General features: G+C 32.7%; 29 protein-coding genes. All 29 read left to right on the top strand.

Translation table 11 applies throughout. The features are described from left to right. The first annotated feature begins 1 nt into the window (after window position 1). The 29 genes from fliI to RBH29_RS05375 all read left to right on the top strand — a co-directional run bounded on the left by fliI (window position 2) and on the right by RBH29_RS05375 (window position 26,834). Window positions 2-1,309 (top strand): flagellar protein export ATPase FliI, encoded by a 1,308-nt coding sequence (fliI, locus tag RBH29_RS05515; RefSeq protein WP_306695770.1) that lies wholly within the window; start codon window positions 2-4, stop codon window positions 1,307-1,309. A gap of 25 nt (window positions 1,310-1,334) precedes the next feature. Then, window positions 1,335-1,778, top strand: a complete 444-nt coding sequence (fliJ, locus tag RBH29_RS05510) for a flagellar export protein FliJ (RefSeq protein WP_306695769.1) — start codon at window positions 1,335-1,337, stop codon at window positions 1,776-1,778. A gap of 54 nt (window positions 1,779-1,832) precedes the next feature. Then, window positions 1,833-2,624, top strand: a complete 792-nt coding sequence (locus RBH29_RS05505; protein WP_306695768.1) for a DUF615 domain-containing protein — start codon at window positions 1,833-1,835, stop codon at window positions 2,622-2,624. 22 nt (window positions 2,625-2,646) lie between these two features. Then, window positions 2,647-4,155 carry a flagellar hook-length control protein FliK gene (locus tag RBH29_RS05500; protein WP_306695767.1) on the top strand — a complete coding sequence of 503 codons (1,509 nt, stop codon included), beginning with the start codon at window positions 2,647-2,649 and terminating at the stop codon, window positions 4,153-4,155. 14 nt (window positions 4,156-4,169) lie between these two features. Continuing rightward, entirely contained in the window at window positions 4,170-5,036 is an 867-nt protein-coding gene (locus tag RBH29_RS05495; RefSeq protein WP_306695766.1) for a flagellar hook capping FlgD N-terminal domain-containing protein, read from the top strand. Next, entirely contained in the window at window positions 5,036-5,425 is a 390-nt protein-coding gene (locus RBH29_RS05490) for a TIGR02530 family flagellar biosynthesis protein (RefSeq protein WP_306695765.1), read from the top strand. The genes RBH29_RS05495 and RBH29_RS05490 overlap by 1 nt, the downstream gene beginning before the upstream one ends. 96 nt (window positions 5,426-5,521) lie before the next feature. Next, complete coding sequence (locus RBH29_RS05485) at window positions 5,522-6,850, top strand: flagellar hook protein FlgE (RefSeq protein ID WP_306695805.1); 1,329 nt, start codon at window positions 5,522-5,524, stop codon at window positions 6,848-6,850. A 190-nt stretch (window positions 6,851-7,040) separates the two neighbouring features. Then, window positions 7,041-7,238 (top strand): flagellar FlbD family protein, encoded by a 198-nt coding sequence (locus RBH29_RS05480; protein ID WP_306695764.1) that lies wholly within the window; start codon window positions 7,041-7,043, stop codon window positions 7,236-7,238. Window positions 7,239-7,310: 72 nt separating this feature from the next. Then, window positions 7,311-7,817, top strand: coding sequence for a flagellar basal body-associated FliL family protein (locus RBH29_RS05475; RefSeq protein ID WP_306695763.1), 507 nt, complete (start codon window positions 7,311-7,313; stop codon window positions 7,815-7,817). A 12-nt stretch (window positions 7,818-7,829) separates the two neighbouring features. Next, entirely contained in the window at window positions 7,830-8,819 is a 990-nt protein-coding gene (gene fliM, locus RBH29_RS05470) for a flagellar motor switch protein FliM (RefSeq protein WP_306695762.1), read from the top strand. A 1-nt stretch (window position 8,820) separates the two neighbouring features. Further along, entirely contained in the window at window positions 8,821-10,023 is a 1,203-nt protein-coding gene (gene fliY, locus RBH29_RS05465) for a flagellar motor switch phosphatase FliY (RefSeq protein ID WP_306695761.1), read from the top strand. 98 nt (window positions 10,024-10,121) lie between these two features. Further along, window positions 10,122-10,484 carry a response regulator gene (locus tag RBH29_RS05460; RefSeq protein ID WP_306695760.1) on the top strand — a complete coding sequence of 121 codons (363 nt, stop codon included), beginning with the start codon at window positions 10,122-10,124 and terminating at the stop codon, window positions 10,482-10,484. 41 nt (window positions 10,485-10,525) lie between these two features. After that, complete coding sequence (locus RBH29_RS05455; protein ID WP_306695759.1) at window positions 10,526-11,050, top strand: flagellar biosynthetic protein FliO; 525 nt, start codon at window positions 10,526-10,528, stop codon at window positions 11,048-11,050. Beyond that, entirely contained in the window at window positions 11,025-11,807 is a 783-nt protein-coding gene (gene fliP / locus RBH29_RS05450) for a flagellar type III secretion system pore protein FliP (RefSeq protein ID WP_306695758.1), read from the top strand. Before RBH29_RS05455 ends, fliP begins: the two co-directional genes overlap by 26 nt. Before the next feature lie 91 nt (window positions 11,808-11,898). Beyond that, entirely contained in the window at window positions 11,899-12,168 is a 270-nt protein-coding gene (gene fliQ / locus RBH29_RS05445) for a flagellar biosynthesis protein FliQ (protein WP_306695757.1), read from the top strand. 145 nt (window positions 12,169-12,313) lie between these two features. Then, on the top strand, window positions 12,314-13,102 hold the full coding sequence (gene fliR / locus RBH29_RS05440) for a flagellar biosynthetic protein FliR (protein WP_306695756.1): 789 nt from the start codon (window positions 12,314-12,316) through the stop codon (window positions 13,100-13,102). Continuing rightward, window positions 13,099-14,259, top strand: coding sequence for a flagellar biosynthesis protein FlhB (gene flhB / locus RBH29_RS05435; protein ID WP_373463295.1), 1,161 nt, complete (start codon window positions 13,099-13,101; stop codon window positions 14,257-14,259). The genes fliR and flhB overlap by 4 nt, the downstream gene beginning before the upstream one ends. Next, window positions 14,260-16,284 (top strand): flagellar biosynthesis protein FlhA, encoded by a 2,025-nt coding sequence (flhA, locus tag RBH29_RS05430; protein ID WP_306695755.1) that lies wholly within the window; start codon window positions 14,260-14,262, stop codon window positions 16,282-16,284. It begins immediately after the preceding gene. Then, window positions 16,284-17,489, top strand: coding sequence for a flagellar biosynthesis protein FlhF (gene flhF, locus RBH29_RS05425; RefSeq protein WP_306695754.1), 1,206 nt, complete (start codon window positions 16,284-16,286; stop codon window positions 17,487-17,489). Before flhA ends, flhF begins: the two co-directional genes overlap by 1 nt. Window positions 17,490-17,492: 3 nt before the next feature. Beyond that, complete coding sequence (locus RBH29_RS05420) at window positions 17,493-18,404, top strand: MinD/ParA family protein (RefSeq protein WP_306695753.1); 912 nt, start codon at window positions 17,493-17,495, stop codon at window positions 18,402-18,404. 41 nt (window positions 18,405-18,445) lie between these two features. Next, complete coding sequence (locus tag RBH29_RS05415) at window positions 18,446-19,114, top strand: flagellar brake protein (protein WP_306695752.1); 669 nt, start codon at window positions 18,446-18,448, stop codon at window positions 19,112-19,114. 7 nt (window positions 19,115-19,121) lie between these two features. Beyond that, the gene (locus tag RBH29_RS05410; protein WP_306695751.1) at window positions 19,122-20,186 is read left to right on the top strand and encodes a protein-glutamate methylesterase/protein-glutamine glutaminase; all 1,065 of its coding nucleotides are present in this window, start codon (window positions 19,122-19,124) and stop codon (window positions 20,184-20,186) included. Then, the gene (locus tag RBH29_RS05405; RefSeq protein WP_306695750.1) at window positions 20,186-22,246 is read left to right on the top strand and encodes a chemotaxis protein CheA; all 2,061 of its coding nucleotides are present in this window, start codon (window positions 20,186-20,188) and stop codon (window positions 22,244-22,246) included. Before RBH29_RS05410 ends, RBH29_RS05405 begins: the two co-directional genes overlap by 1 nt. 50 nt (window positions 22,247-22,296) lie before the next feature. Then, entirely contained in the window at window positions 22,297-22,767 is a 471-nt protein-coding gene (locus RBH29_RS05400) for a chemotaxis protein CheW (protein ID WP_306695749.1), read from the top strand. Continuing rightward, on the top strand, window positions 22,757-23,377 hold the full coding sequence (locus RBH29_RS05395; protein ID WP_306695748.1) for a chemotaxis protein CheC: 621 nt from the start codon (window positions 22,757-22,759) through the stop codon (window positions 23,375-23,377). The genes RBH29_RS05400 and RBH29_RS05395 overlap by 11 nt, the downstream gene beginning before the upstream one ends. Further along, complete coding sequence (locus RBH29_RS05390; protein WP_306695747.1) at window positions 23,377-23,862, top strand: chemotaxis protein CheD; 486 nt, start codon at window positions 23,377-23,379, stop codon at window positions 23,860-23,862. Before RBH29_RS05395 ends, RBH29_RS05390 begins: the two co-directional genes overlap by 1 nt. Before the next feature lie 15 nt (window positions 23,863-23,877). Continuing rightward, window positions 23,878-24,273: a hypothetical protein gene (locus RBH29_RS05385; protein ID WP_306695746.1), complete on the top strand. Its 396-nt coding sequence runs from the start codon at window positions 23,878-23,880 to the stop codon at window positions 24,271-24,273. Window positions 24,274-24,375: 102 nt separating this feature from the next. Continuing rightward, window positions 24,376-25,146: a FliA/WhiG family RNA polymerase sigma factor gene (locus tag RBH29_RS05380; protein WP_306695745.1), complete on the top strand. Its 771-nt coding sequence runs from the start codon at window positions 24,376-24,378 to the stop codon at window positions 25,144-25,146. Between the two features lie 68 nt (window positions 25,147-25,214). Next, window positions 25,215-26,834 (top strand): FapA family protein, encoded by a 1,620-nt coding sequence (locus RBH29_RS05375; RefSeq protein ID WP_306695744.1) that lies wholly within the window; start codon window positions 25,215-25,217, stop codon window positions 26,832-26,834. Window positions 26,835-26,874 lie beyond the last annotated feature (40 nt).

Genomic DNA, 26,874 nt, shown 5'->3' with positions numbered 1-26,874 from the left:
TATGTCAAGCATTAATCTTTTAAAATATCAAAAAGCTTTAGATAAATGTGATTTTATTGAGTGTACAGGCAAAGTTTCAAAAGTTGTAGGGCTTACAATTGAGTCTACTGGTCCGGAAGTTAATATAGGTGAACTTTGCAAAATAAAAGGTCAAAAGAAAACGATAATGGCTGAAGTAGTTGGTTTTAAAGATAACAAAGTGCTTTTAATGCCTTTAGGTGATATGAGTGGTATTGGGCAGGGAAGTGCAGTACTTTCAACAGGGGATTTTTTAAGTGTAGAAGTAGGGAAAAATTTAGTAGGCAGAGTTATTGATGGCATGGGAAATCCCATTGATGATAAAGGTGAAATCCATTCAGAATGCTTCTATCCTGTTGACAATTCTCCACCAGCTCCTTTAGACAGAAGCAGGATACGGCAACCCTTATCTTTAGGAATAAAGTCTATAGATGGTCTTTTGACAGTGGGGAAAGGTCAAAGAGTAGGTATTTTTGCAGGAAGTGGAGTGGGTAAAAGTACACTGATGGGTATGATAGCAAGAAATACGAAAGCAGATATTAACGTGATTGCTTTAGTTGGTGAGCGTGGAAGAGAGGTACGAGAATTTATAGAAAAGGACTTGCAAGAAGAAGGGTTAAAAAAATCTGTTGTAGTGGTAGCAACTTCTGATCAGCCTGCATTGGTAAGACTAAAAGGAGCATTAATGTCAACAGCTGTTGCAGAATATTTTAGAGATCAGGGAAAAAGTGTATTGCTGTTAATGGATTCTTTAACTAGGTTTGCAATGGCACAAAGAGAAGTAGGCTTAGCAGTTGGAGAGCCTCCTGTATCAAGGGGATATACACCTTCAGTTTTTGCTGTTCTTCCAAAACTTTTAGAAAGAGCCGGCAATTCTGATAAAGGTTCGATAACAGGCCTTTATACAGTGCTTGTTGATGGAGATGATTTGACAGAGCCTGTAACAGATACTGCTAGAGGAATTCTAGATGGGCATATTGTTTTGTCAAGAGAGCTGGCCAATAAAAATCAGTTTCCTGCAATAGATGTTTTAGCAAGTATAAGCAGGGTTATGTCCGAGGTTGTGACAGATGAACAAAAGGAAATAGCCGGGAAGATAAAAAAAGTAATGGCAATATATAAAGATGCAGAAGACCTTATAAATATTGGTGCGTATGTAAAGGGAAGTAATAAAAAAATTGATTATGCAATAGATGTGATAGACAATATAATTGGATTTATTGAACAAGGTGTTGATGAAAGATATACGTACGATCAGATATTTAAAAAGTTAAAAAATATTTTAAAGTAAAAATATTTAAAGGCTGGTGATTCACATGGGCAAATTCACATTTAGATTACAATCCCTTCTAAACTTAAAAAGACAAATTGAAGATGGTTTAAAAAATGATTTGGGGAAAGCCATTGGTGAATATGAGAGCCAGAAAAGAATTTTTAATAAAATTGAAAACGAAAAAGAAGCGTTTGCAGGTCAAATAAATACTAAATCTAGAGATGGTGCCAGTATAAGGGATTTGCAAAAGTACAGTAAATATATAGAAGTTCTAAATAAAAAAGCGAAACGTCAAATGGAAAATGTAAAGAATGCCAAGGATAATGTCGATAGATATAGAGAAAAGCTTATAAAAGCTTCCCAAGAAAAAAAGATAATAGATAAGCTGCGAGATAAAAAATATAAAGAACATTTAAAAGAGCAGTTACAAAAAGAACAAAAGATTAATGAGGAAATTTCCAGCTATAAATACATAGAGGGTGCATAAGGCATTTAAAAATAGATTAATATCTTGATTTTATAATAAAAACAGGAGATTAAAATGGCAAAGAAAAAAAAGAATCTCAATAAAAAACAAAATGATAATAAGAAAAAAAATAGCTTTTTATTTGGAATACTTGCATTTGTTACGGCATTAGTTATCGTAATTGGAATAATTGCAGGGGTTTTTTATCTTATTATAAAAAACAATTTTAATGGTTTAGCGGAAGACTATAGAAATGAAATCAGAAGAATTCCTGTTTTAAGAAATGCTTTGCCGGAAGCTCCGGAAGATTATGATCCATATGCTCCTGAAAATTTAACAGATAGAGAATTGTTAAATGCTTATGATGAATTTAGAAGTAGAAACAGTGATTTGATAAGTGAGTTAGAACAAGCAAAGAAAATTATTAGGGAGCTTGAAGATATCGAAGATAAATACAAAGAATTAGAAATTGAGTATGAAAAAATAAAAAATTATGTGGACAGTGTTGAAGAAAAAGAGTTAATAGTTGATGAAATTATAGCTTCTGGAAATAAAGAGGAATTTAAAGAGTATTTTGCAGTTATTGATCCTGAAAATGCACAAAAAATATATACAGAATTAATGGAAGAAGACATAATTAATGAGGAAGCCTTGGAGTTTTCGAGAATTTATCAAGATATGGATTCAAGTGCGGCGGCTGAAATATTTGAAGAACTTGGAGACGCAAAAATGGATTTGGTTGTTTATATTTTAAAAGATATGAATAACAAAAATGCAGCATTGATACTAGAAGAAATGAGTGAAAACTATGCAGCTAGAGTTACAGAAAAACTTTCAAAAGAGTATGGAATAGTTTTAGAATATTAAAGTTTTGAAAGGAGGTGAAAAAATGATAACTAAAAGCTCAGCTCAAACTCTTTTTTCAATGCCTTATAACAAAACAGGCCAGGTAGACAAAAGAAATTCAAACAGTTCTTTTCCTAATTTTAATGATACCTTAAACAGATCAGTTGACAAAAAACCAAGTAGCAGTAGTGACAGAAAACCTAATTTTTCTAATAAGAGTGATAGTAAAAACAGTTATAGAGATGTAGTAAAACGTAAAGAGCAAAAAAATGAGAAAGAAGTTTTAAGGTCTAAAAGCAGTGGAGAAAGTGAAACAAAAAAGGTATCAGAAAAGTGTCAAAAAGAGGAAATTATAAAAGAATGTCTGGCAGAAGGGTTAGGTATAAGTATCGAGCAGTTAGAGATTCTGTTAGATACATTTAAAGTTGATATTATGAACATTGAAGAAGGCTTTGATATGCTAAAAGAATTCTTAGGTCTTGATTCAAAAGAAGAAAGTGCATTACTTAAGCTTATTGAACTGGTAAAAGGAGAAGTTGAAAAATCTTTAGGTGAGCATCCAGAAAATATAGGTGGCAAACATATAAAAGAAACTGATGAAAGAGACAACTGGATAAAACTAGAAGGTGTTGAGGTAGAAGTTGAAGAAAGTGAAATTAATATTGACAAAGAAGAATTAAGCCTAAGAATCAAAAAAAGTTTAAAAGAACTGTTAAATGAGGAATCTAAAAGCCTTCCAGAAGAGATGTCCAAAAACATGAAAGACATTGTAGAAAAAAGAGTAGATTCTGTAATTGAAAAAGTAGATGTCAAAGTAAAAGAAGATGTCAAAGTAAAAGAAGATGTCAAAGTAAAAGAAGATGATGAAATGCTAGATGGGAAAAATGACAAAAACTACATAGAAAGTAAAAAGACAAATACTGAGCAAAACAATTCTAGTAGCAGTGAAGAAAGTGAAATGGATGAACATTTTCTTCATCAAAAGGGCGAGGTGTTAGAAGAAAAAGTCAATAATGGCAATCAGGGTGAATTTAGAAGCTTATTTTCTGAAGAGGTCAAAAGTTCGGAACAGGTAAAAGAAATAGCTAATGGTCAGAAGGCAGAAGTTGTTACCAAAAAAGAAATATCATTTCAAATTGTAGAAAAGGCGAAAGTTCTTTTAGATGGGGACAAAAGTGAAATGATTATGGATTTAAAACCGGACAATCTTGGTAAATTGTCATTAAGACTGGTTACAGAGAGAGGGCTTTTAATTGCAAGATTTGTTGCAGAAAGTGAACAGGTACGTGCTGCCATAGAAGCAGATATGGATACCTTAAAAGAATCACTTAAAGAGCAAGGGTTTTCTGTACAGGAATTTAGTGTATCTGTAAATCAAAATAAAGACAGACATCATAATGGAAATGGAGAAAATCCAAGGAATTTAAAAAGACTTAATGAAAAAGATAAATCAAATTCATCAGGTAGTGTAAGTGTAAAAGATATTGGTATTGAAATAGAAAAAAGCAACCCATATCTTTTAAGTGACAGCAGTATAAATTTAACTGCATAGAAAGGAGAGTAGAAATGTCTGTAAATGGAGTAGAACATCAGAAAACATTGCAGGATATTATAGACTCAACAGAAAACAGGGTTGAGGAGAGAAATACTGATGAACTTGGGAAAGATGATTTTTTAAATCTTTTAATTACTCAGCTTAGTCATCAAGATCCTATGAATCCTGTAGAAGATAAGGAATTTATTGCTCAAATGGCTCAATTTAGTTCATTAGAACAAATGCAGAATATGAACAGTGGTTTTTCACAGATAAAAGCATTTAGTATGATTGGAAAAAATATAACTGCTGATGTAATTAATCAAACATCAAATGAAAAAGAAGTGGTAGAAGGTCGGGTTGACAGTGTTAGTATAGAAAGTGGCAAAACAGTTTTAGATGTTAACGGCAGAGATGTGCCAGTTGATAGAGTCAGAAGCGTTGAAGGTGAAAGTGAAATTTATAATGATGAAGGTATATCACAGTACACTGGGCTTATAGGACATAAAGTTGATGGGGTTTTATATGATGCTTCAACAACGGATATGGTCGGCGTTACTGGTGTTGTAAAGGAAATTCAAAAAGGAATGAATGAAAATTATGGAGTGATGGATGAAGTATCTGTAAATGTTGCATCTATAGACACTGAATTTTCTGCTACCAACCCTGAATTCAGGACTGATTATTTGACTAATAATTTAGGACAGCAGGTGAATTTAATTGTTTCTGATGATACAGGCAATGAGGTTCCTGTTACTGGATTATTGAATAGTTTTGATGTAGAAGAAAGCGGCAGGATAACAGCAGTTTTAAATCAGGTACAGGTTTCCGTTGACAGTATTAACAGTATAAAAGAAAAGCCAGGTGGTTCTCTAGGAGAGGAAGGAGAAGGGGAATAATGATTATAAACAATAATTATTATGCTAATGTGGGAAGAATATCTCCTCAAAAGAAAACTGACCTTCCTAAAAGGCCTGATAACAAACAGACTGGAAGTTTTAATGAAATATTTAAGAGCAAGTCAGATAAAAATGTTGAAGTTACATTTTCAAAACATGCTAGGGATAGACTTGAAAGCAGGGAAATCAAACTTACTAATATGCAAAAAGAGAAAATTTCAAAAGCAGTTCAAAGGGCTAATGATAAAGGTGTAAAGGAGTCCCTTGTATTGGTAGATGATATGGCTTTTGTTGTCAGTGTAAAAAACAGGACTGTTATAACTGCTTTAAATAATGGAGAACTGAAGGAAAATGTATTTACCAATATCGACGGTGCAGTAATCGCATAAAAAATTAATTGAATCATGCAGCTGGACCCTTTTAGGGAAGCTGCCTATTCCAGAGTGATAGAAGGAATAGATTTACTTAAAGGAGGTCGTAAAACTATGATGAGATCTATGTTTTCAGGAGTGTCTGGTCTTCGTAGTCATCAGACAAGAATGGACGTTATAGGTAACAATGTATCAAATGTAAATACAGTAGCCTTTAAATCAGGAAGAGTTTCATTTGAGGAAGTGTTTAATCAGACTATAAGCGGTGCAGGTGCTCCTGATGCAGCCACTGGACGAGGTGGTACAAATCCTATGCAGGTAGGACTTGGTATAGATGTTGGTTCTATAGACACTATAACAACGAGGGGGAGTGTTGAAAGGACAGATAATCCTACAGATCTTTCAATAGAAGGAGATGGATTCTTTATTGTTAGAGGTGGAGACGGTGATACATTTAACTTTACCAAGGCTGGAAATTTCGGAGTTGACAAGCTCGGTAACCTTGTCACTGGAAATGGTATGAATGTATATGGGTGGCAGGCCTATGAAAGAGAGGCAGATGGCAGTTATACATTTGATACAGAAAATGAGATTGAACCGATAAATATCTTTTCTGATGAGCACAATAACAATAAAAGAATGATTGATGCAAGTGCTAGTACCAGTGCTATGTTCACAGGAAACCTTGACTCATCCAATCCAGCACTAGGAGGCGAAGCTGGAGAAGATGATAATGTACAGTTTATGACTCCAGTTACTGTATATGATTCACTAGGTAACGATTATCAAATAAATATAAACTTTTGGAAAGAAGAAGCTACTGGTGGGGAAACTACTTGGTTGTGGGAAGTAGGTTCTGGTGCAGATATTGATCCAGGAGCAGCTGCTGGTGGAAGCATAAAGTTTGACGACAATGGACAAATTGTTTCAGATGCTGATTCTGACGTTTTTCCTGATGTAGTAATCCAACCTGATGATAGCGTAGGAAGTGAAGATATAGAAATTCAACTTGACTTTTCACAACTTACAATGTATTCAGCAGATAGTTCTGTAAATCCTACAAATGTGGATGGATATTCAACTGGATCAATGGTTACTTTTAATGTAGGTGCGGATGGAATGTTAACGGGTATTTATAGTAACGGTCAGCAACAACCCTTAGGATTGATTGGTCTGGCAGAATTTGAAAACCCTGCGGGGTTAGAAAAGGTTGGAAACAATATGTTTATTCCAACTACCAATTCAGGTGATTTCAATAAAGCTGTAAGAGCAGGTTCAGGAAGGGCAGGAACGCTAAACCCAGGTACTTTGGAGATGTCAAATGTTGACCTTTCCAGAGAGTTTAGTGATATGATTATAACCCAAAGAGGTTTTCAGGCAAACAGTAGAATTATTACCACATCAGATGAGATGCTTCAGGAATTAGTTAACTTAAAAAGATAGTAAAAATTATATTGCCTAAGGTGGAGGATTTTCTCCACCTTAGGTAGAATAAAATAAAATGTAAACAATTTTATAAGTATTTACTATTTATATTATTAAAAAACCACATTTTCATATAAAAACTTACATTATAGAATATTTTTTTCGATAAATTATAAAATTACTATTGAATTTTTGAGGTAAAAATATTATGATTAATGTAACTAGATTAAACGGTTCGAAATTTGTTCTAAATTGCGAGTATATTGAAACTCTTGAAAAAACCCCAGATACTGTTATTACGACAATAAATGGCAAAAAAATAGTTGTTGCCGAAACTGTTGAAGAAGTAGTGGAAAAAGTGATACAATATAAGAGTAAAGTCTTTTTTTTCAACAAAGAATTTTAACTCTTATAGGAAATCTGTTTTTACTGTTTGCCCGTTGTAAAATCAACTTTAAAACATTAAGGGGGCATAAAATTGGAAAGTAAAAGTAGTTTTTTTATTCTAATTGGCGTAATTGCATTTCTTTCATTAACGATTGCATTGCTAACAGGGTATATATTATTAGGAGGAAGTCCAGACCCTGTAGATGCGGAAGACCCAGAAGATGAAATAATTATAGTGCCTAGAGAAGATGAGCTTATAAGAAGGATGCTTTTTGAAGAAAAAACGCCTTTTAATTTAAAAAGCGAGGATTCAGAAAGACAATCTGTTATTGTAGTGAGCATGGAAATTTCCTACTATGAAGATGTAGATGGAATAAGGGATACTACAGAAAAGGTTGAAGCAAATATAAGTAAACTTCAGGAGATTGTGGGCACATATTTTCAAAACTTAACCATTGATGAAGTGGTAGATGTGGATGCTAAAGAAACAGCACGAAATAAACTGACAGCATTAATGAATGAGCATTTACTTCGAAATGAAGAGACAAATGACGATATTATTTATACTATTGTATTTGATCAATGGTTTTATCAGTAGGAGGTGCTTTCTTTGGGAGATATACTCTCACAAAACGAGATAGACGATCTATTAAATGCGTTAAACACTGGTGAAATAGACGTAGAGGAGATAAACAATACAAAAGAAGAAAAGAAAGTTAAAGTTCATGACTTTAGAAGACCGAGTAAATTTGCAAAGGATCATATTAAGACTTTAAATATTATACATGATAATTATGCACGGCTTGTAACCAACTTTCTTTCTGGATATTTGAGAAATCTTGTGCAGGTTAATGTTATTTCAGTAGAGCCGGTAGCGTATAGTGAGTTTAATAACTCAATATCAAATCCTGCATTGCTTGCGGTAGTGGATTTTTCTCCACTGTCAGGTTCAATAATAATGGAAATGTCTCCGTCAATTGCATATGCACTAATTGACAGAATTCTAGGCGGAAAAGGCAACTCGATAGAAAAGCTAAGAGATTTTACAGAAGTAGAAATTGCTATTATTGAAAGAATAATTATCCAAATTTTAAACTTAATGAGGGAGCCATGGGAAAATGTTATTTCAATAAGACCAAGGCTTGAAAAAATTGAAACTAATGCACAGTTTGCACAGATAGTATCTGCAAATGAAATGATAGCTTTAATAACCTTGGGTACAAGAATTGGTGATGTTGAAGGAATGATTAATATATGTATTCCTCACATGGTTGTAGAGCCTATAGTTTCTAAGTTAAGCACTAAATTTTGGTTTTCCTCTGTTGAAAAGGAATCTACTAAAGATACTAAGGTTAATATTGAAAACAAAATAGAGAGTACCAAAGTACCACTTAAGGCAGTTTTGGGAAGAACTTCAATTTCAGTAGGTGATTTTATTGAATTGCATTCAGGAGATGTAATTCCGTTAGATACTAATGTAAATAATAACTTAGAAATATTAGTAGGTGAATTGTTGAAATTTTATGGAACTCCTGGTGTTAAGAAAAATAAAGTTGCTGTTAAAATAGCTGAAGTTATAGAGGGAAAGGAGGAAGGGTAAATTGGATGATATGTTGTCGCAAGCAGAGATTGATGCATTACTAAATGGAGATAAAGAATCCAGTGAATCACAGGAAAGCGAATCACAAGATCAAACAGATGAAGATACACAAGCCGAAGATCAACTAACTGAAGAAGAAATGGATGCATTAGGTGAAGTAGGTAATATTAGCATGGGTACATCAGCAACAACACTGTATACACTTCTTGGGCAAAAAGTATCTATAACTACACCAACAGTTTCAGTTGCTTCATGGGAAGAATTAGCTGAAGAATACAAGAACTTATATGTGGCGGCAAAGGTTGAATATATTGATGGTTTGAATGGAAGTAATCTAATGCTTTTAAAGGAAAAGGATGCAAAAATAATTACAGACTTGATGATGGGGGGAGATGGAAGCAAGGTAGATGATGACATAACAGATTTACATATAAGTGCTATTTCTGAGGCTATGAATCAAATGATAGGTTCAGCAGCTACTTCTATGTCATCTGTTTTTGATAAAAAAATAGATATTTCTCCACCTAAAGCTTTTTCAATAAAAATTAAATCTGACAATCCAGATTCTGCGTTTGAAGATTCAGGAAATGTAGTTAAGATATCTTTTAAGATGGTTGTGGGAGATCTTATTGACAGTGAAATAATGCAGCTTATACCTATTGAATTTGCTAAAGAATTAGTTGCAAATCTTTTAAAAGCAGAAGAAGAAGAACAGCAACAGCAACAGCAACAACAGCCACAACAACAGCCACAACAGCAGCCACAACAACAGCAGCCACAACAGCAGCAACCACAGCAACCACCACCACAGCAACAACAACAGCAATATCAGCAACAGGCATATATGCAGCAAGGTGGAAACAATAATGCTCAAAGTGGTGGGAAAATGCGTGAACCTGTAAATGTACAACCAGCAAGCTTTGAAGCATTTGACGAAGATGTAATATCTGTTGAGAAAAAAAATATAAGCCTTATTATGGATGTGCCTTTAGAGGTAGCTGTTGAGCTTGGTAGAACAAAAAAATATATAAGAGAAATATTGGAGTTTGGTCCAGGTTCTATAATTGAGTTAGATAAGTTAGCAGGAGAACCGGTAGATATTTTAGTAAATGGAAAAGCAATAGCAAAAGGTGAAGTCGTAGTAATAGATGAAAGCTTCGGTGTCAGAATAACTGATATAATTCATCCTTCCCAAAGAATATAAAAAATGTTTGAAAGAGTGGCATTTGATATTAAAAACTAGAAAATAGCAATATAAAAAAACATTAGTTTCACAGACCATAATTAAGGAGAGGATAAATAATGAGTAAAAGAGTACTTATAGTTGATGATGCAGCTTTTATGAGAATGATGATTAAAGATATTTTGTCAAAAAATGATTATGAAGTTGTAGGAGAAGCTGAAAATGGTGCAAAGGCAATTGAAAAGTTTAAAGAATTAACACCTGATTTGGTAATTATGGATATTACAATGCCAGAGGTAGATGGTATTGCAGCAGTAAAAGAAATTAAAAAGATTGATGGAGATTCAAAAATTATTATGTGCTCTGCTATGGGGCAACAGGCTATGGTTATTGAGTCTATTCAGGCTGGAGCAAGAGATTTTATTGTTAAACCATTTCAAGCGGAAAGAGTGGTGGAGGCAGTAAAAAAAGTTATTGGATAAGTCAAATTATCAAAAATTTTATATAAGGGAGGGAGTTACAAATGGAAGGACTTGTTGGTGGGATTGCATTTGTGATTGTTTTTAGCTCCATCCTGTTTTTAGCATACGTAACTACAAAGTATATAGGGAAAAAGACAAACCGTGTTATGAAAGGAAAGTATGTTACGGTTATTGAAACTGTTAGCTTAGGTTTTGACAACAGGTTGCATTTGGTAAAAGTAGCTGATGATTTTATGTTGATTTCTTCTGCAGGGAAAAACATACAAATGTTAAAAACAGTTGAGCTGGATGAGCAGAAAAAAGAGATAGATACAAATAACCCCAATACTGTAAACTTTAAAGATTTTTTTAATAAGTATTTAAAGAATTTTAAATCTAAAAATGCTAATGAAACGATTGAAAATTCAGATAAAAATGTTAATGCAGGGGACGATAGGAATCTTAAAGGAGAGAAAATTAAAAAGAATTTAAAAAGATTAAAAGAACTTGGTTCAGATTTACAAGCAAGTAAGACGACAGAAGATGGGGATGAATATACAAATGAGAATAAAGCTGAATTATCTTAAAATAATTATATTGAGTGTTTTGATTTTTATGATATTGGTATCAAATGTTTATGCAGATACTGATATAATAGAATTTCCCAGAATTGATTTAAGTGTAGGTTCTTCAGACGATGCTGAGGACTTAACGTCAACTGTTCAAATTTTGTTGCTGCTAACAGTGTTGGCATTGGCTCCAGCTATATTAATAATGATGACGAGTTTTACAAGAGTAATAATTGTATTATCTTTTTTAAGAAATGCAATGGGAACTCAGCAAATGCCGCCGAATCAAGTATTGATTGGGCTAGCTTTGTTTCTGACTTTATTTATAATGGGACCAGTATTAACAGATATAAATGAGAGTGCATTACAACCCTACGCAAGTGAAGAGATTACACAGGAGGCAGCAATGGAAGAGGCTTCAGACATAATAAAGGAGTTTATGTTAGGACAGACGGCAAAAAAAGATTTAGGACTTTTTGTATCATTATCTGGAGAAGAGACTCCTATTAATGAAGCAGATATTCCTAATTTGCCACTAACTACAATAATTCCAGCGTTTTTGATTAGCGAATTGACAATTGCTTTTAAAATTGGATTTTTAATATATATACCTTTCCTTGTAATTGACATGGTGGTTTCTAGTACTTTGATGTCAATGGGTATGATGATGCTTCCGCCGGTTATGATATCACTACCATTTAAAGTATTGTTGTTTATTATGGTTGGTGGGTGGAATCTTATAACCCAGTCTTTAATAAATAGTTTTGTTACTTAGGTAATGTTTTTTACAAAGATTCCCCAAGATTTTATTAGCTTTCAGGTTACAGAGTTTTAAAATAGAAATTCCTTTAAAAGGAGGTGCTCTAGTGGATCAGGGTATGGTAATTGACTTAGCACAAAAAGCTCTTTTGACAGTAATATATGTAGCAGCACCTATGCTTGGAATGAGCTTGCTTGTAGGCTTGGCTATAAGTATTTTTCAGGCAACAACCCAGATTCAGGAACAGACACTAACATTTATTCCAAAAATTTTAGCTGTTTTAGGTAGTATTGCTATATTTGGTTCGTGGATGCTTAGAGTATTAATTGACTTTACCGAAGATTTATATATGAATTTAAATCAATTTATAAGATAGAAAATAACAGGTAATGGCTAAGAAATAAAATTTAATTATCATCGTCTAAAACCCGTTAGATTATAAGGATTTTATCCTTGAAAATAGGACGTTATTTCTAAGGCATTCCTAGGTGGGAAACTACAGAAAAGTGGGGGGCAAAAAATTGTTTATACCAGAAGGAATTTTATTAAATGGTATAGAAGTATTCTTGTTAGTGTTTGTCCGAATGACTGGACTTTTTGTAATAGCACCTATTTTTGGCAGAAGGAATATTCCGGCGTATTTTAAAATAGGTTTTTCATTCTTGTTAGCTTTAATGCTTGTTAATTCTTTACAAGTTGATGGCGGATTGCATTATTCAAGTGTTTTTGAATATTTTCTTCTGGTATTAAAAGAGTTTTTAGTAGGAATTACTTTAGGATATGTGTCATATGCAATATTTACTGCAATTTACCTAGCAGGTCAGCTTATTGATATGAAAGTGGGATTTGGGATTGTAAATGTTGTTGATCCTTTAAGTAATATTCAAGTACCTATTACGTCAACTTTTTACTTTATATTTTGCATGATGATTTTTCTTATTTGCAATGGACATCATATTTTAATCAGGGCACTTTTTTACAGTTATGAGTTTGTTCCTTTGGGTTTAGCTATATTTGAAGAAGAATTAGTTAATGATGTTATAAGAGTTTTTGGAAATATTTTTCTTGTAGGTTTTAAAATCAGTGGGCCTGTTGTTGCGGCTATATTGATTGCAGATGTTGCCCTAGGGGTTATTTCAAAAACTGTACCTCAGCTTAATGTTTTTATAGTAGGAATGCCCTTGAAAATTTTCTTAGGATTATCAGTTATGATGCTAACTGTACCAATATTTGTATCGGTTTTAGAATCTCTCATAAAAGGAATGGACAGAGAAATGTACAATTTTTTAGAAAGCATGGCTCCAAAATGAAAAAAAGTTGGCACAGTATATTAAAATTAGCTAAATATAATAAAATAAAATCAAATTTAATGCCTGTAAATCTTCAAAAGTTTGCGGATAGTGGTGAAAAAACTGAAAAAGCTACGCCTAAAAAGCGAAAGAAAGCTAGAGAAGAAGGACAGGTACTTCAAAGCAAGGAAATGACATCAGCCATAGTACTTTTATGCATGTTTATTACTTTAAGAATTTCTGGAAGCTACATGTATGAAAAAATTCTAGAAGTATTTAAAGTTTTTTATACTCAATCACCTAAAATGGAAGGGCTTTATACTTTAGATGGAATACTTAAAGTGTTTTCACAGGCAGTTGTAGCTTATTTAAAAATAATAATTCCGATATTTGCTGTAGCTTTTTTAACGGCATTAATAACAATGTATGCACAGGTAGGATTTTTATTTACTACAAAAACTTTGAAATTTAAATTAAGCAAACTCAATCCACTTAGTGGATTAAAGAGAATTTTCTCAATAAGGTCGTTAACAGAGTTGGTTAAGGCAATTTTTAAAATATCAGTAATAGGCTTAATTGGTTTTTTGTACCTTAGAGGTGAAGTGGTAAATATATTAAAAACAATGGATATGGATGTAATAAGCATAGCAGCCTATATAGGAGTTATTGGTACAAATGTTGCAATAAGAATGTGTATAGCAATTTTAATCTTAGGAGTTTTTGATTATATGTATCAATGGTGGGAATATGAAAAAAAACTTAAGATGTCAAAACATGAAGTAAAAGAAGAGCATAAGCAGTCAGAGGGTAATCCTGAAATTAAATCAAAAATAAAGCAAAAACAAAAACAGATGTCTATGAAAAGAATGATGCAGGATATACCTGATGCAGATGTTGTTATAACAAATCCAACACATTTTGCAGTTGCTGTAAAGTATGATGCTAAAATTTCAGATGCACCCTTTGTTTTGGCAAAGGGACAGGACTATATAGCTTTGAGAATAAAAGAAACGGCAAAAGAAAATGGTGTGGAAATTGTTGAAAATAAACCCTTGGCAAGAGCAATATTTACTGCTGTTGAAATAGGAGAAAAAGTACCACCAGAGCTTTATCAAGCTGTTGCAGAAGTATTAGCTTTCGTATATGGTTTGAAAAACAGTGAGAGAGGAAGGAAATAGATGAAATTTGGGGATATGTCGGTAGCTGTTTTAGTAGTTGCTATTGTTTTAATTATAATAATACCTGTTCCAGGTGGACTGCTGGATGTTTTTCTTGCTATTAACATATCCGCAGGGTTGGTTATTCTGCTAAATGTTATTTATTCAAAAGAGGCTCTGCAGATTTCAGTGTTTCCATCTATTTTGTTATTTACTACAATGTATAGATTATCTCTCAATATAAAGTCTACAACATTGGTGCTATCAGAGGGTGAAGCTGGAAGAGTTATTGAGGGATTTGGAACATTTGTAGCTCAAGGAAATCTGGTTGTAGGTTTTATTATATTTTTAATTATTATGATTGTTCAGTTTCTTGTTATAACAAAGGGAACTGAAAGAGTGTCAGAAGTTGCTGCAAGATTTACACTAGATGCAATGCCGGGAAAGCAGATGGCTATTGATGCAGATTTAAATGCAGGACTTATAAATGATGTTGAAGCTAAGGCGAGACGAAAAAAAATTCAGAGAGAAGCGGATTTTTACGGAGCAATGGATGGAGCCACAAAGTTTGTTAAAGGAGATGCTATAGCAGGAATTATTATTACTATACTTAACATAACTGGTGGTTTGATAATTGGAACTGTAATAAGAGGAGAAGATTTTAGTTTTGCACTTGAAAACTATACAATACTTACAATTGGAGATGGTCTTGTAAGTCAGATTCCAGCTCTGTTAGTCTCATTTGCAACAGGACTTATAGTTACAAGGTCTGCATCAGATGGAGGGTTAAGTGATGATTTAAGGCAGCAGATACTTTACAATCCTAAAGTGTTTTTTATAGCTGGAGGTTTTTGTATATTGCTGGCAATTCCCCTAGCGACACTGCCATTTTTTACATTGGGAACAGCATTTATAATTATAGGAGTGGTGCTTTCTAAACAAAAAGAAGAAGTTGAAAAACAGGAAGAAGAGCAAGGGGAAGAAGAAGAGGTTGAGGAAATAAGAAAGCCTGAGAATGTAGTAAATCTTCTTCAAGTAGACCCTATTGAATTAGAATTTGGATATGGCATAATTCCTTTGGCAGATGTAAATCAAGGAGGTGACTTGCTGGACAGGGTTGTTATGATAAGAAGACAGCTTGCCCTAGATATGGGGATGATAGTTCCTGTAATAAGGTTAAGGGATAATATTGGGCTTAGCCCCAATCAATATATTATAAAAATTAAAGGAGTTGAGGTGGCAGATGGAGAACTAATGCTTGACCACTATCTTGCAATGAGTCCTGGAGTTGTGGAAGAGGAGATATCAGGTATTAATACCACTGAGCCTGCTTTTGGTCTTCCAGCAGTATGGATAAATGAGACACAAAGGGATAAAGCTGAAATGTTAGGTTATACTGTAGTTGATCCTCCATCTATTATAGCTACTCATCTTACAGAAGTTATCAAAAGTTATGCACATGAACTTACTGGAAGACAGGAGGTTCAGACAATTATAGAAAAAGTAAAGGAAAATTATCCTGCTATAGTTGAAGAACTTGTTCCTAAAGTAATGTCAATTGGAGAAATCCAAAAAGTTGTTGCAAACCTTTTAAGGGAGGGTATATCTATAAGAGATATGGTAACAATTCTAGAAACATTAGCTGACTATGCTCCAACTACAAATGACACAGATATGTTAACTGAATATGTAAGACAGTCTTTAGGAAGAGCTATTTCCAAAAAGTTCATGAAAGAGAAAAAGTCATCGGTAATAACATTAGATCCAAAATTAGAGCAGGTAATTATGGACTCTGTTCAAAAAACTGAAACCGGTTCTTTTCTAAATATAGAGCCGGGGTTAATTAATTCAATTATAAATAATTTATCAAAGCAAGTTCAAAAGCTTATGCAGTTAGGACAACAGCCTATTGTATTATCATCACCTGTTGTAAGGTTATATTTTAAAAGACTTGCAGATCAGTCCATACCAGGATTGGTAGTGTTATCATATAATGAACTTGATCCTGATATACAGGTTCAAGCTGTTGGGACGGTGAGTATTTAATGAAAGTAAGAAGGTATATGGGAAAAGATGCCCACGAGGCTATGCTAAAAGTAAAAATGGATTTAGGAAATGAAGCAGTAATACTAAACACCAGAAAGATAAAGCAGAAAGGGCTTTTGAATTTTATGTCAAAGCCAATGATTGAGGTTTTAGCAGCAATTGATGAATATCAAAATATAAAGGCAAAAAAACCCTCTTATGATAACAGGCAGCCCTTTTATAATAACGGGCAGAATAATGATAATATTAAAAAGAATGAAGAAAATTATAATGAAGTGAAAAGTAAATCGACAGAAAAAGAGGAAAAAATCATGTTGTTGGAGAATAAGGTTAATAGTATGGAAAACATACTTCAAAAAATATATGATAAAGTTCAACAACCTGAAAAGAAATCTAATGAAGCATCAAAAGAACAATGTGTTTCAAAAGTAATGGAACTTTTTCATAATAATCTTAAAAATAATGAAGTGGACACTAAAATCATCAAACAGCTGCTAAAAATAGCTGGGGAAAGATGCAATTCAAATATAAGTGTTAATGATACGGCGTTGATACTTTACAATCTTATATCCGGAATGCTCGGAAAACCTGAAACAATAAAGCTAAGAGAAGATGGAAAGCCAACAGTAGTTATCTTCGTAGGTCCAACAGGAGTAGGAAAGACTACAACTTTAGCGAAAATTGCAGCAAGTTATGCTTTAAACCACAAAAAAAATGTAGGACTTATTACTGCCGATACCTATAGGATTGCAGCAGTAGATCAGCTAAAAACCTATGCTGAAATACTTGGAATGCCTTTAGAGGTGGTCTATTCTTTAAATGAAATAAACAGTGTAATTGAAAGCTACCAGGATAAAGACATTATCTTTATCGATACTGCTGGCAGAAGCAGCAGGAATAAGCCTCAATTTAATGAACTTAAGACTTTGGTAAAAGCATCTTGTGCAGATGAAATGTTTTTGGTTTTAAGTACAACTACAGGAAAGAATAATTGCAAAGAAATTATTGATAGTTATAGTTTTTTAGGAAACTACAAGTTGATTTTTACCAAGCTAGATGAAACTCCTTCGTTAGGAACTATTCTAAATGTAAAACAATACGCAGACAAACCCCTTTCTTATGTGACAAATGGACAAAATGTACCTGACGATATAGAAATGGCAAATATAGATAAAATAACAAAAAATCTAATAGGGAGCATTTAGTGGATGATGGATCAAGCGAATAAATTAAGACAAATTATAGATAATTTAAAACTTAAAGAGCCTATAAGTGAAGCTGATGAAAAGGTTGTCCAGAAAAATAAGTCGGCCAAAGTAATTACTGTAACCAGTGGCAAGGGTGGAGTTGGAAAGACAAATATAACTATAAACTTAGCTATTGCATTAAGTGAGATGGGCAAAAGGGTTACAATTATGGACGCAGATTTAGGTCTGGGAAACATAGATGTATTACTTGGCGTTGTTCCTAAGTATACTTTGGTGGATGTTATATACAATAACAAAAATATTGTTGAAATATTATCTGATGGACCTAAAAATATTAAATTTATTGCTGGTGGATCAGGTATTGAAGATTTGGCAAAGCTTGATAATTATCAGATTCAAAAATTTCTTGCAAATATTTCACTTTTAGATAAGATGTCAGATGTAATACTTATTGATACAGGAGCAGGCCTTTCAGACAATGTAATGAGTTTTGTTATGGCAGCAGATGAAGTGGTGCTTGTTGCTACTCCAGAGCCTACATCTATTACAGATGCTTATGCACTTATAAAGGTGATATCTAAAAGAGATGTTAATAAGACAGTTAGATTGATTATAAATAGGGCAGAAAGTGTCAATGAGGCAAGTGATATTACAAATAAACTTTCAATGGTTACAAAAAGGTTTTTAGAAGTAAAACTTCAGCCATTAGGATTTATACCTCAGGATAATATGGTGATAAAAGCTGTAAAAATGCAGCAGCCTTTTTCCTTAAGTTTTCCAAAGAGTATGGCATCAAAGCAAATTAAAGATATATCAAAAAATCTTTTAGAAATAAAAAATAATGCTGATAGTGGAAGTACAACAGGAATAAAAAGTTTTGTAAGCAGATTTGTTAACATTTTAAATGGATAAATAGATTCTTTGCTGTTTTTAGGACAAAGGTGGTGAAAAATATGAATTTTAATCAGCTCAAAGAAGGTCTGAAGCTGGAAATGAAATTAAGTGATGAGGAAAAAAGCCCTGAATTTGTAAGTCAGTTAGAGTGGACTGAGCATGATAAAATTTTGTATATTTTAGCACCTATATATAAAGGGAGATTATATCCTATAGAAAAAGGAGCCAATTTAGAGATATACTTCATTCAAAAGGAAAATTTTTATCAATTTGAAGCTGAAGTTATAGAAAGAATTAAAAGAAATGATATTAGAGTTTTAAAGATAAATACATTAAGTGATATAAAAAAAATTCAAAGAAGAGAGTTTTTTAGGTTTGAATGTACAAATCCAATTAAATATAAAGTAATAAAAGCTTCAAAATCCAATTTAAAAAAAGGTGAAGATTTAAAAAAAACAATAACTAGAGACTTAAGTGGTGGAGGGGTTTGTATAAAATTAACCAATAGGGTTAGTGTTGGAGATATTCTTGAATGTGAATTGTTTTTAAATGATTTTGATAAAGTGGGCTTTCGTGGGAAAGTAGTAAGGTTTAGTGAATATGGAGTTGATAGAGGAGAATACAAGTATGAAATTGGAGTGTCATTTGAGAAAATTAGTGAGAAGGCAAGGGAGAAAATAGTAAGTTATATATTTCAAGAGCAGAGAAGACTTATTAAAAAGGGCTGATTATTTTATGAAAAGACTTAATAAAAAAGTAAAAGTGATGATTGTAGATGATTCAGCTTTTATGAGAAAAGTAATACGGGATATTTTGAGCAGCGATGATGAGATTGAAGTTATTGATACTGCTAAAAATGGTCTTGATGCTATAAAAAAGGCTAAAGTCTTAAATCCTGATGTAGTAACTTTAGATATTAACATGCCTGTTATGGATGGTCTTTTGTGTCTCAAAGAGCTTAACAGATTGCTTAAAGTATCTGTCATAATGCTTAGTAGTGTTAGCAAAGAAGGAGCAGAAGCCACCATTAAAGCTTTAGATGATGGAGCGATTGACTTTATTACAAAACCTTCAAATATATTTCATATGTCTGGTGAGGAGAAAAAAAACGAAATAGTACAAAAAATAAAAATTGCAGGAAGAGCATTAGATAATTATGATAGTAATAAAGAAAAATTTTTAATAGATGAGGATTTAGTGAAAGAAAAAACAGAATTAAAATATATTGTTGCAATAGGAACTTCAACAGGTGGTCCAAAAGCATTACAAAAGCTTATTTCTTCAATTCATCCAAATGTGGAAGCAGCATTTTTAGTTGTACAGCATATGCCTCCAGGATTTACAAAATCTTTAGCAGACAGAATTGATTACATAAGCAAGGTTAAGGTAAAAGAAGCTGAAGATAATGAAGTTATTAAAGGTTCACATGTGTACATTGCACCAGGAGATTCTCATTTGATGGTAAGTAAATCTTCTGAAAATGTACTTAAAATAAAACTGTCAAAAGATCCACCTGTAAATGGACATAGACCTTCAGTAGATGTAATGATGAAGTCGTTATCGAATACTAATTTTAAAAACATTATAGGAGTTATAATGACTGGCATGGGCAGAGACGGAAGTGAAGGAGTTGAGATACTTAAAAATACAAATAATGCACATATTATTGCTCAGGATAAAAAAAGCTGTATAGTGTTTGGAATGCCTAAAGAGGCAATATTAAAAGGTGTGGTAGATGTTGTAGCAGCGTTAGACGAAATAGCAAATGAAATTATGAAAACCATGGGGGTGCATAAATAATGGATATGAGTCAATATTTAGAAATTTTTATCGATGAAAGTAAAGAGCATTTACAGTCACTTAATCAATCGCTTCTAAGTTTAGAGAAAAACCCTCAGGACAAGTCTGTTTTGGATGAAATATTTAGGGTAGCTCATACATTAAAGGGCATGTCTGGAACTATGGGGTTTAGCAAAATGGCTAAATTAACTCATGACATGGAAAATGTTTTGCATGCTGTGAGAAGTAATGAAGTAAGAATCAAATCTGAATTGATTGATTTATTGTTTAAATGCTTAGATGCACTGGAATTTTATACGGAAAATATTATGAACGAAGGAAGTGAAGGAGATAACGATTATACTGAGATAATAAATGAATTAAACTCTGTATTGGATAAAAAAGGGGAAAATGAAGGAGGAAAAGCTGCTTCTTCAAAGGACAGAAAAAAGAAAACAACTGAAAAATCACAGTATGAAACAGCAAATTTTAAACTCGACCAATTTGAACAAAACGCAGTAAATAAGGCCTATTCTATGGACATGAATGTTTTTGAAATTACAATTATACTAAATAAAAGCTGTGTGCTAAAATCTGCACGTTCATTTATAATTTTTCAGACTCTTGAAAAGTATGGAGAAATTATAAGGTCAGAGCCAAGAGTTGAAGATATAGAAGATGAAAAATTTGATTTTGAATTCACAGTTATATGTGTAACAAAAGAAGATGATTCGGTTTTTACTAAAGAAATTAATCATATAGCTGAAGTTGAAAAAGTTGTTATTGGATCTATTGATGATAAAAAAGCTGATGAATCACAGGTGCAGGAGGCTTATGAAGAACATTCTATAAAAAATACTAATTTGGAAGAAGAGGAAAAAGATACAGAGAAAGATAAAAAGAAATCAAAAATGAAAGCCCATAAAGCGAAAACAGGTAAAACAGTAAGAGTTGACATTGATAGACTTGATGTTTTAATGAACCTTGTAAGCGAACTTATCATTATTAAGACTCGCCTTGAAGGGCTAGATGATGTTGAGACTTCACAAAGTTATGATGAAGCTGTTGAATATTTAGAGAGAATAACGACAAACCTTCATGATGCAGTAATGAAGGTAAGAATGGTTCCAGTGGATTTGGTTTTCAATAGATTTCCAAGGATGATTAGAGATGTTTCAAAAGAGCTTGGAAAAGATATAGAGCTTAATATGACAGGAACAGAGACGGAGCTTGACAGAACAGTTATTGATGAAATTGGAGATCCTTTAATACATTTAATAAGAAACTCTGCAGATCATGGATTGGAATCAACAGAAAAAAGAAAAAATATTGGAAAATCAGTAGCTGGACATATTAATTTAAAGGCATATCAGGATGGGAATAATGTTGTCATTGAGGTAGAAGATGATGGTCAGGGAATCAACCTAGAAAAAGTAAAGAAAAAGGCAATTGATAGAGGTGTAATAAAAAAAGATATGGCAGAGAATCTATCCAAAAAAGATATTATTGATTTCTTATTTAAGCCATCATTTAGTACTTCTGATAAAATAACAGATCTTTCAGGCAGAGGAGTAGGACTTGATGTTGTAAAAACTAAAATAGAGCAATTAGGTGGTATAGTTGAAGTTGAAACTGAGAAAGGTGTAGGAAGTAAGTTTATAATAAGGCTTCCACTTACCCTTGCAATAATACAGGCTTTATTAGTGGTAATTGGGAAAGAAAAGTATGCTATACCTTTAAACAGTACTAAAGAAATTATAAAAATAACTCCTGAACAAATAAAAATGGTTCAAAATCAGGAAGTGATTTTACTTAGAAATATGGTAGTTCCTGTTGTAAGACTGGGTAAAGTTTTGCAAGTACCTGAAAATGATGACCAAAAGAAAAATATGACAGTTGTTATTGTGAAAAAGGGTGAAAGATTATCAGGATTTTTAGTAGATTCATTAATTGGCCAAAGAGAAGTGGTTATAAAATCACTTGGAAAGCTTCTTTCGGGCATTAAGTGTATTGCAGGAGCAACTATATTAGGAGATGGAAATGTGGCATTGATAATAGATGTGAATTCATTAGCTGTTTAAGAGTAGTATGTTAAAATTTATGTCGCCATAAAGAAGGGGGTTATAAATCAATGAGTGAGAGTGTTGATATTAAAAATAGGCAGTTTGTTGTATTTAAGCTGGGAAATGAGGACTATGGCTTGGACATTCAAAAAGTTACTACAATAGAAAAAATGCTTCCTGCCACAAGAGTACCTAAGACACCACATTATATAAAAGGAGTTGTAAATTTAAGAGGTGAGATAATTCCAGTAATGGATATAAGAGCGAAGTTTGGTTTTGAGTCTTTAGAAGCGACTGAGGAGACAAGGATAATAATTCTTCAATTAAAAGAGATTTCATTTGGTGTAATAGTTGATGAAATTGATGAAGTCTTACAACTAAAAGAAGAGGCTATTGAAAGTGTATCAAATTTTACTAACGATCTCTCTTTAGATTATATATTGGGAGTGGGAAAAGTTGGCGACAGAATAATAACTCTTTTAAATTTTGAAAAGTTAGCAGATATTGATGAAATCGGGAGTGAAAATAATGAGTCTTAACATTGATAACTTAGACAATTTGCATATGGACGTTTTAAGGGAAATAGGAAATATAGGAGCAGGGAATGCAGTAACAGCTTTATCTAAAATGTTAAACAAAAAAATAGATATGGATGTTCCTAAGGTAAAAGTGATGAAGTTTAAAGATGTAAACGAAATTTTAGGAGGAGCAGAAATACCTGTAGTGGGGCTTCTTTTAAATGTTACAGGAGACATAAATGGTAGCATTATGTTTATTTTAAGAAGTAATGCAGCTAGGACTTTAGTGAATATATTGATGGGAAGAAGTATTAAAGATGAAAGTGAGTTTAAAGAAATAGAACTATCGGCATTACAGGAGATTGGAAATATTTTAGCAAGTTCATACTTGGCTTCTCTTTCAACTTTAACAAACCTTAGTATTATGCCGTCAGTTCCTGAACTTGCAATTGATATGGCTGGAGCAATACTTAGTGTTCCTGCCATACAATTTGGGGCAGTTTCAGATTCGGTTTTGTATATTGAAACTGAGTTTTCAGAAGGAAGTAGGAAGGTAGTAGGTGATTTTTTCCTTGTACCGGATGTTGATTCTTATGGGGTATTATTAAAAGCATTAGGAGTTATAGGCTAATGAAAAATGTTATAAAAGTTGGAATGGCTGATTTAAGTGCATCTTCCCACCCGTCAAAATTGACTACATTAGGGCTAGGTTCTTGTGTTGGAATTGCTCTTTACGATGCAAAATTAAAAGTGATAGGAATGGCACATGCCATGCTTCCAGATAGTAGTCAGGCAAAAAATACAGCTAATATTGCTAAATTTGTAGATTCATCTATTTATGCCCTTATTAGCGAAATGGAGAAGCAGGGAGGGCAAAAAGAGAATATTGTTGCAAAGTTAGCAGGTGGAGCTAAGATGTTTGCCTTTAAAGAAAGTGCAGATTTGATGCGAATTGGTCAAAGAAATGTTATTGCTGCAAAAGAAAAACTTAATCAGTTAAAAATACCAATTATTTCTGAAGATACTGGAGGAAATTATGGACGTACTATTATACTTGATTCTGATACAGGAATGCTTTATATAAAAACTATAGGATATGGAGTCAAAGAAATATAAAAGAGAGGTAGGGTAATGAATAATATTTATAAATTACCATTTATTACAGGGACTTTTGTAACGATTTTGGTGGGTATGATTAGTTACAAGACTGGAATTAAAGATGGGGAAATTTATATAAGAATGTCAATTAGTATGGTGGTATTTTTTATAACAGGAGTATATTTAAAAAATTTCATACTTAAAATTAATGAAGAATTAAAACAAAAAGAAGAACGCTTAAAAGAGCAAGAGAGATTGGAAAAAGAGAAGAAAAATGATGAAAAAAAAGGAAAAAGAATTGACTTAAAAGCAGAAGAAGAAGGCAATGAACCGGAAAAAGAACAGGATGATGACCAAAAGTTATATGACGAAGAATTTAAACCTCTTAAAGTTAACAGTGTTAAAGTTAATAAGGAAGATGAAAATTAAAAGAAAATATTTTAACAATCAAACGTTTAACATAAAACTTTATAAAACTACTGATTCAAAGACAAGCTGAAAATAGAAAAATAAAAACAATGGGGGATTTAAATGTCAGCCGTTAATAACAAACAAATTGAATTGTGGATAAAGTACAATGAGACCAATGATCCAGCTATTAAAGATAAGCTGATTTTAGAGTATGCTCACATAGTTAAGTATGTTGCTGGAAGGCTTAGTATATACTTTGGATCTAATGTTGAATATGACGATTTGATTGGATATGGAGTATTCGGGCTTATTGATGCTATTGACAAGTTTGACCTCAATAAAGGGGTCAAATTTGAAACCTATGCTTCTTTGAGGATTAGAGGATCAATTATTGACAGTATAAGAGAACTTGATTGGGTACCAAGGTCTTTAAGGCAAAAGAGTAAAGAATTAGAACGTGTATATATGGAACTAGAGAATATGTTGGGGCGTTCTGCAACAGATGAAGAGGTGGCTAGAAAGCTTGGGATAGGAATAAAGGATTTAAACAAGTTGTTAAATGAAGTAAATTTATCATCTATGATATCTTTAGAGGAATTTTTAGAACAAAACTATGAAGTTGGAGCAACAAACAATACTATAAATAAAGAGGAAAGACCTGAGGGATATATAGAGATAACAGAAGTAAAAAAAATACTGGTTGAGGCAATAGAAAAGCTTCCTGAGAAAGAGAAAACTGTTGTTTCATTGTACTATTTTAATGATTTGACATTAAAAGAAATTAGTGCGATAATGAAAGTATCAGAGTCTCGAATTTCTCAGTTACATACCAAAGCAATTCTAAGGCTAAGAGGCAAGCTTACGCGTCATAAGAGTGTTTTGATTAGCTAAAATTTACATTAAGAAAAACTATATATACTTTTTCGAATAATTAAATACATTGAAAGGAGGAAGGCGAAGTGTACAAATCACCCAGTGAAAATCCTAATAATGGTTATTTTGAGCTAGAATTTAAAGAAGATGGATTGTTTTTAACGGTCTATCCTCCAGTAGAAAAAGGTAAAAAGGTTGAGGTTAATGACATTTTAGATAGACTGGCTATTAAAAAGGTAAGGGATTTTAAAAAAGACGTGATAGAATTAGCTGTTTTAAAGTCTGAAAAAGAGCCTGTAAAAATTTCTGAAGCACAAGAAGAAGTAAAAATAGATGCTTCGGTAAAGGTTTCAGTTACACCTGATAAAATGAAGGCTTCAATAATTTTAATACCTCCAGATGGTGGCAAAATGCTAACTATAAAAGAAATATTGTCTTCCATGGGAGAACAGGGAATTAAATATGGGCTTGATATGGAAACTTTAGAAAACATATCAAAGTACCCTGTATACAATGAAAGTATCGTAGTGGCAAAAGGAACTCCGGAAGTAAATGGTAAAAATGGTTCTGTAAAATTTCATTTTGATGTAGAAAAAGATAAAAGTCCTAAAGTTGATGAAAGTGGAAAAGTTGACTTTAGACATTTGGATATTATAGAAAATGTAAAAAAAGATACAGTTCTTTGTTCATTAGAGCCGCCTCTTCCAGGTACTCCGGGAAAAACTGTTGCAGGTGTAGAGATTCCTGCTAAAGATGGCAAACCTGCGGCATTACCAAAGGGAAGAAATACAAAGATAAGTGAGGATGGGCAAAAGCTTATTTCTGTTATAGATGGACAAATTAACTATATTAGTGGGAAAGTCAATGTTTTTCAAAATTATGAAGTACCTGCTAATGTAGATAATTCAACAGGAAATATAGATTTTATAGGCAATGTGATTGTACGAGGAAATGTACAGTCCGGCTTTGTAGTTGAAGCTGGAGGAAATGTTGAGGTGTGGGGAGTTGTTGAAGGTGCAACCATTGTAGCACAGGGTGACATAGTTTTGAGAAGAGGTATGCAGGGACTTGAAAAGGGTACATTAAAGAGCGGAGGAAGTATAATTGCTAAATATATTGAAAATAGTAATATTGAGGCAAAAGAAGAAATAAAAGCAGAAGCAATAATGCACAGTAATATTAAGTGTGGAAACAAGTTGGAATTATCAGGCAAAAAAGGTCTTTTGGTTGGGGGAACATGTAAAGTTGGAAAAGAGATATCAGTAAAAGTGATAGGATCTTATATGTCTACTCCAACGGATATAGAAGTGGGAATAGATCCTTCTTTAAAAGAACGTTACAAGGAATTAAGGTCTGAAATTCAAACAATTGAAGAAGATATAAAAAAGGCAGATCAGGCTGTTACAATATTAAAAAAGTTTGAAGCAGCGGGAAAATTAACGCCTGAAAAGCAGCAAATAATGGCTAAAAGTATAAGGACAAAGGTTTTTTATTCAAATAGGGCTAATCAAATAAAAGAAGAATTATCGTATATAGAAACGAAGTTGGAAGAGGAAGCGAGCGGTATTATAAGAGCTAATAGTTATATTTATCCAGGAACAAAGGTTTCAATAGGTACAAGTATGTTGTATGTAAAAGACAATTTACAGTATTGTACTTTATATAGAGATGGCGCTGATATCAAAGTGGGTTCTTATGACAAGTAATTCAACTTGGGGACGGTTCTTGAATTGAATTTTTATGATA

The organism is Herbivorax alkaliphila (assembly GCF_030848475.1).
GTDB lineage: Bacteria > Bacillota > Clostridia > Acetivibrionales > Acetivibrionaceae > Herbivorax.
This window is presented reverse-complemented; position numbering and strand designations above follow the sequence as displayed.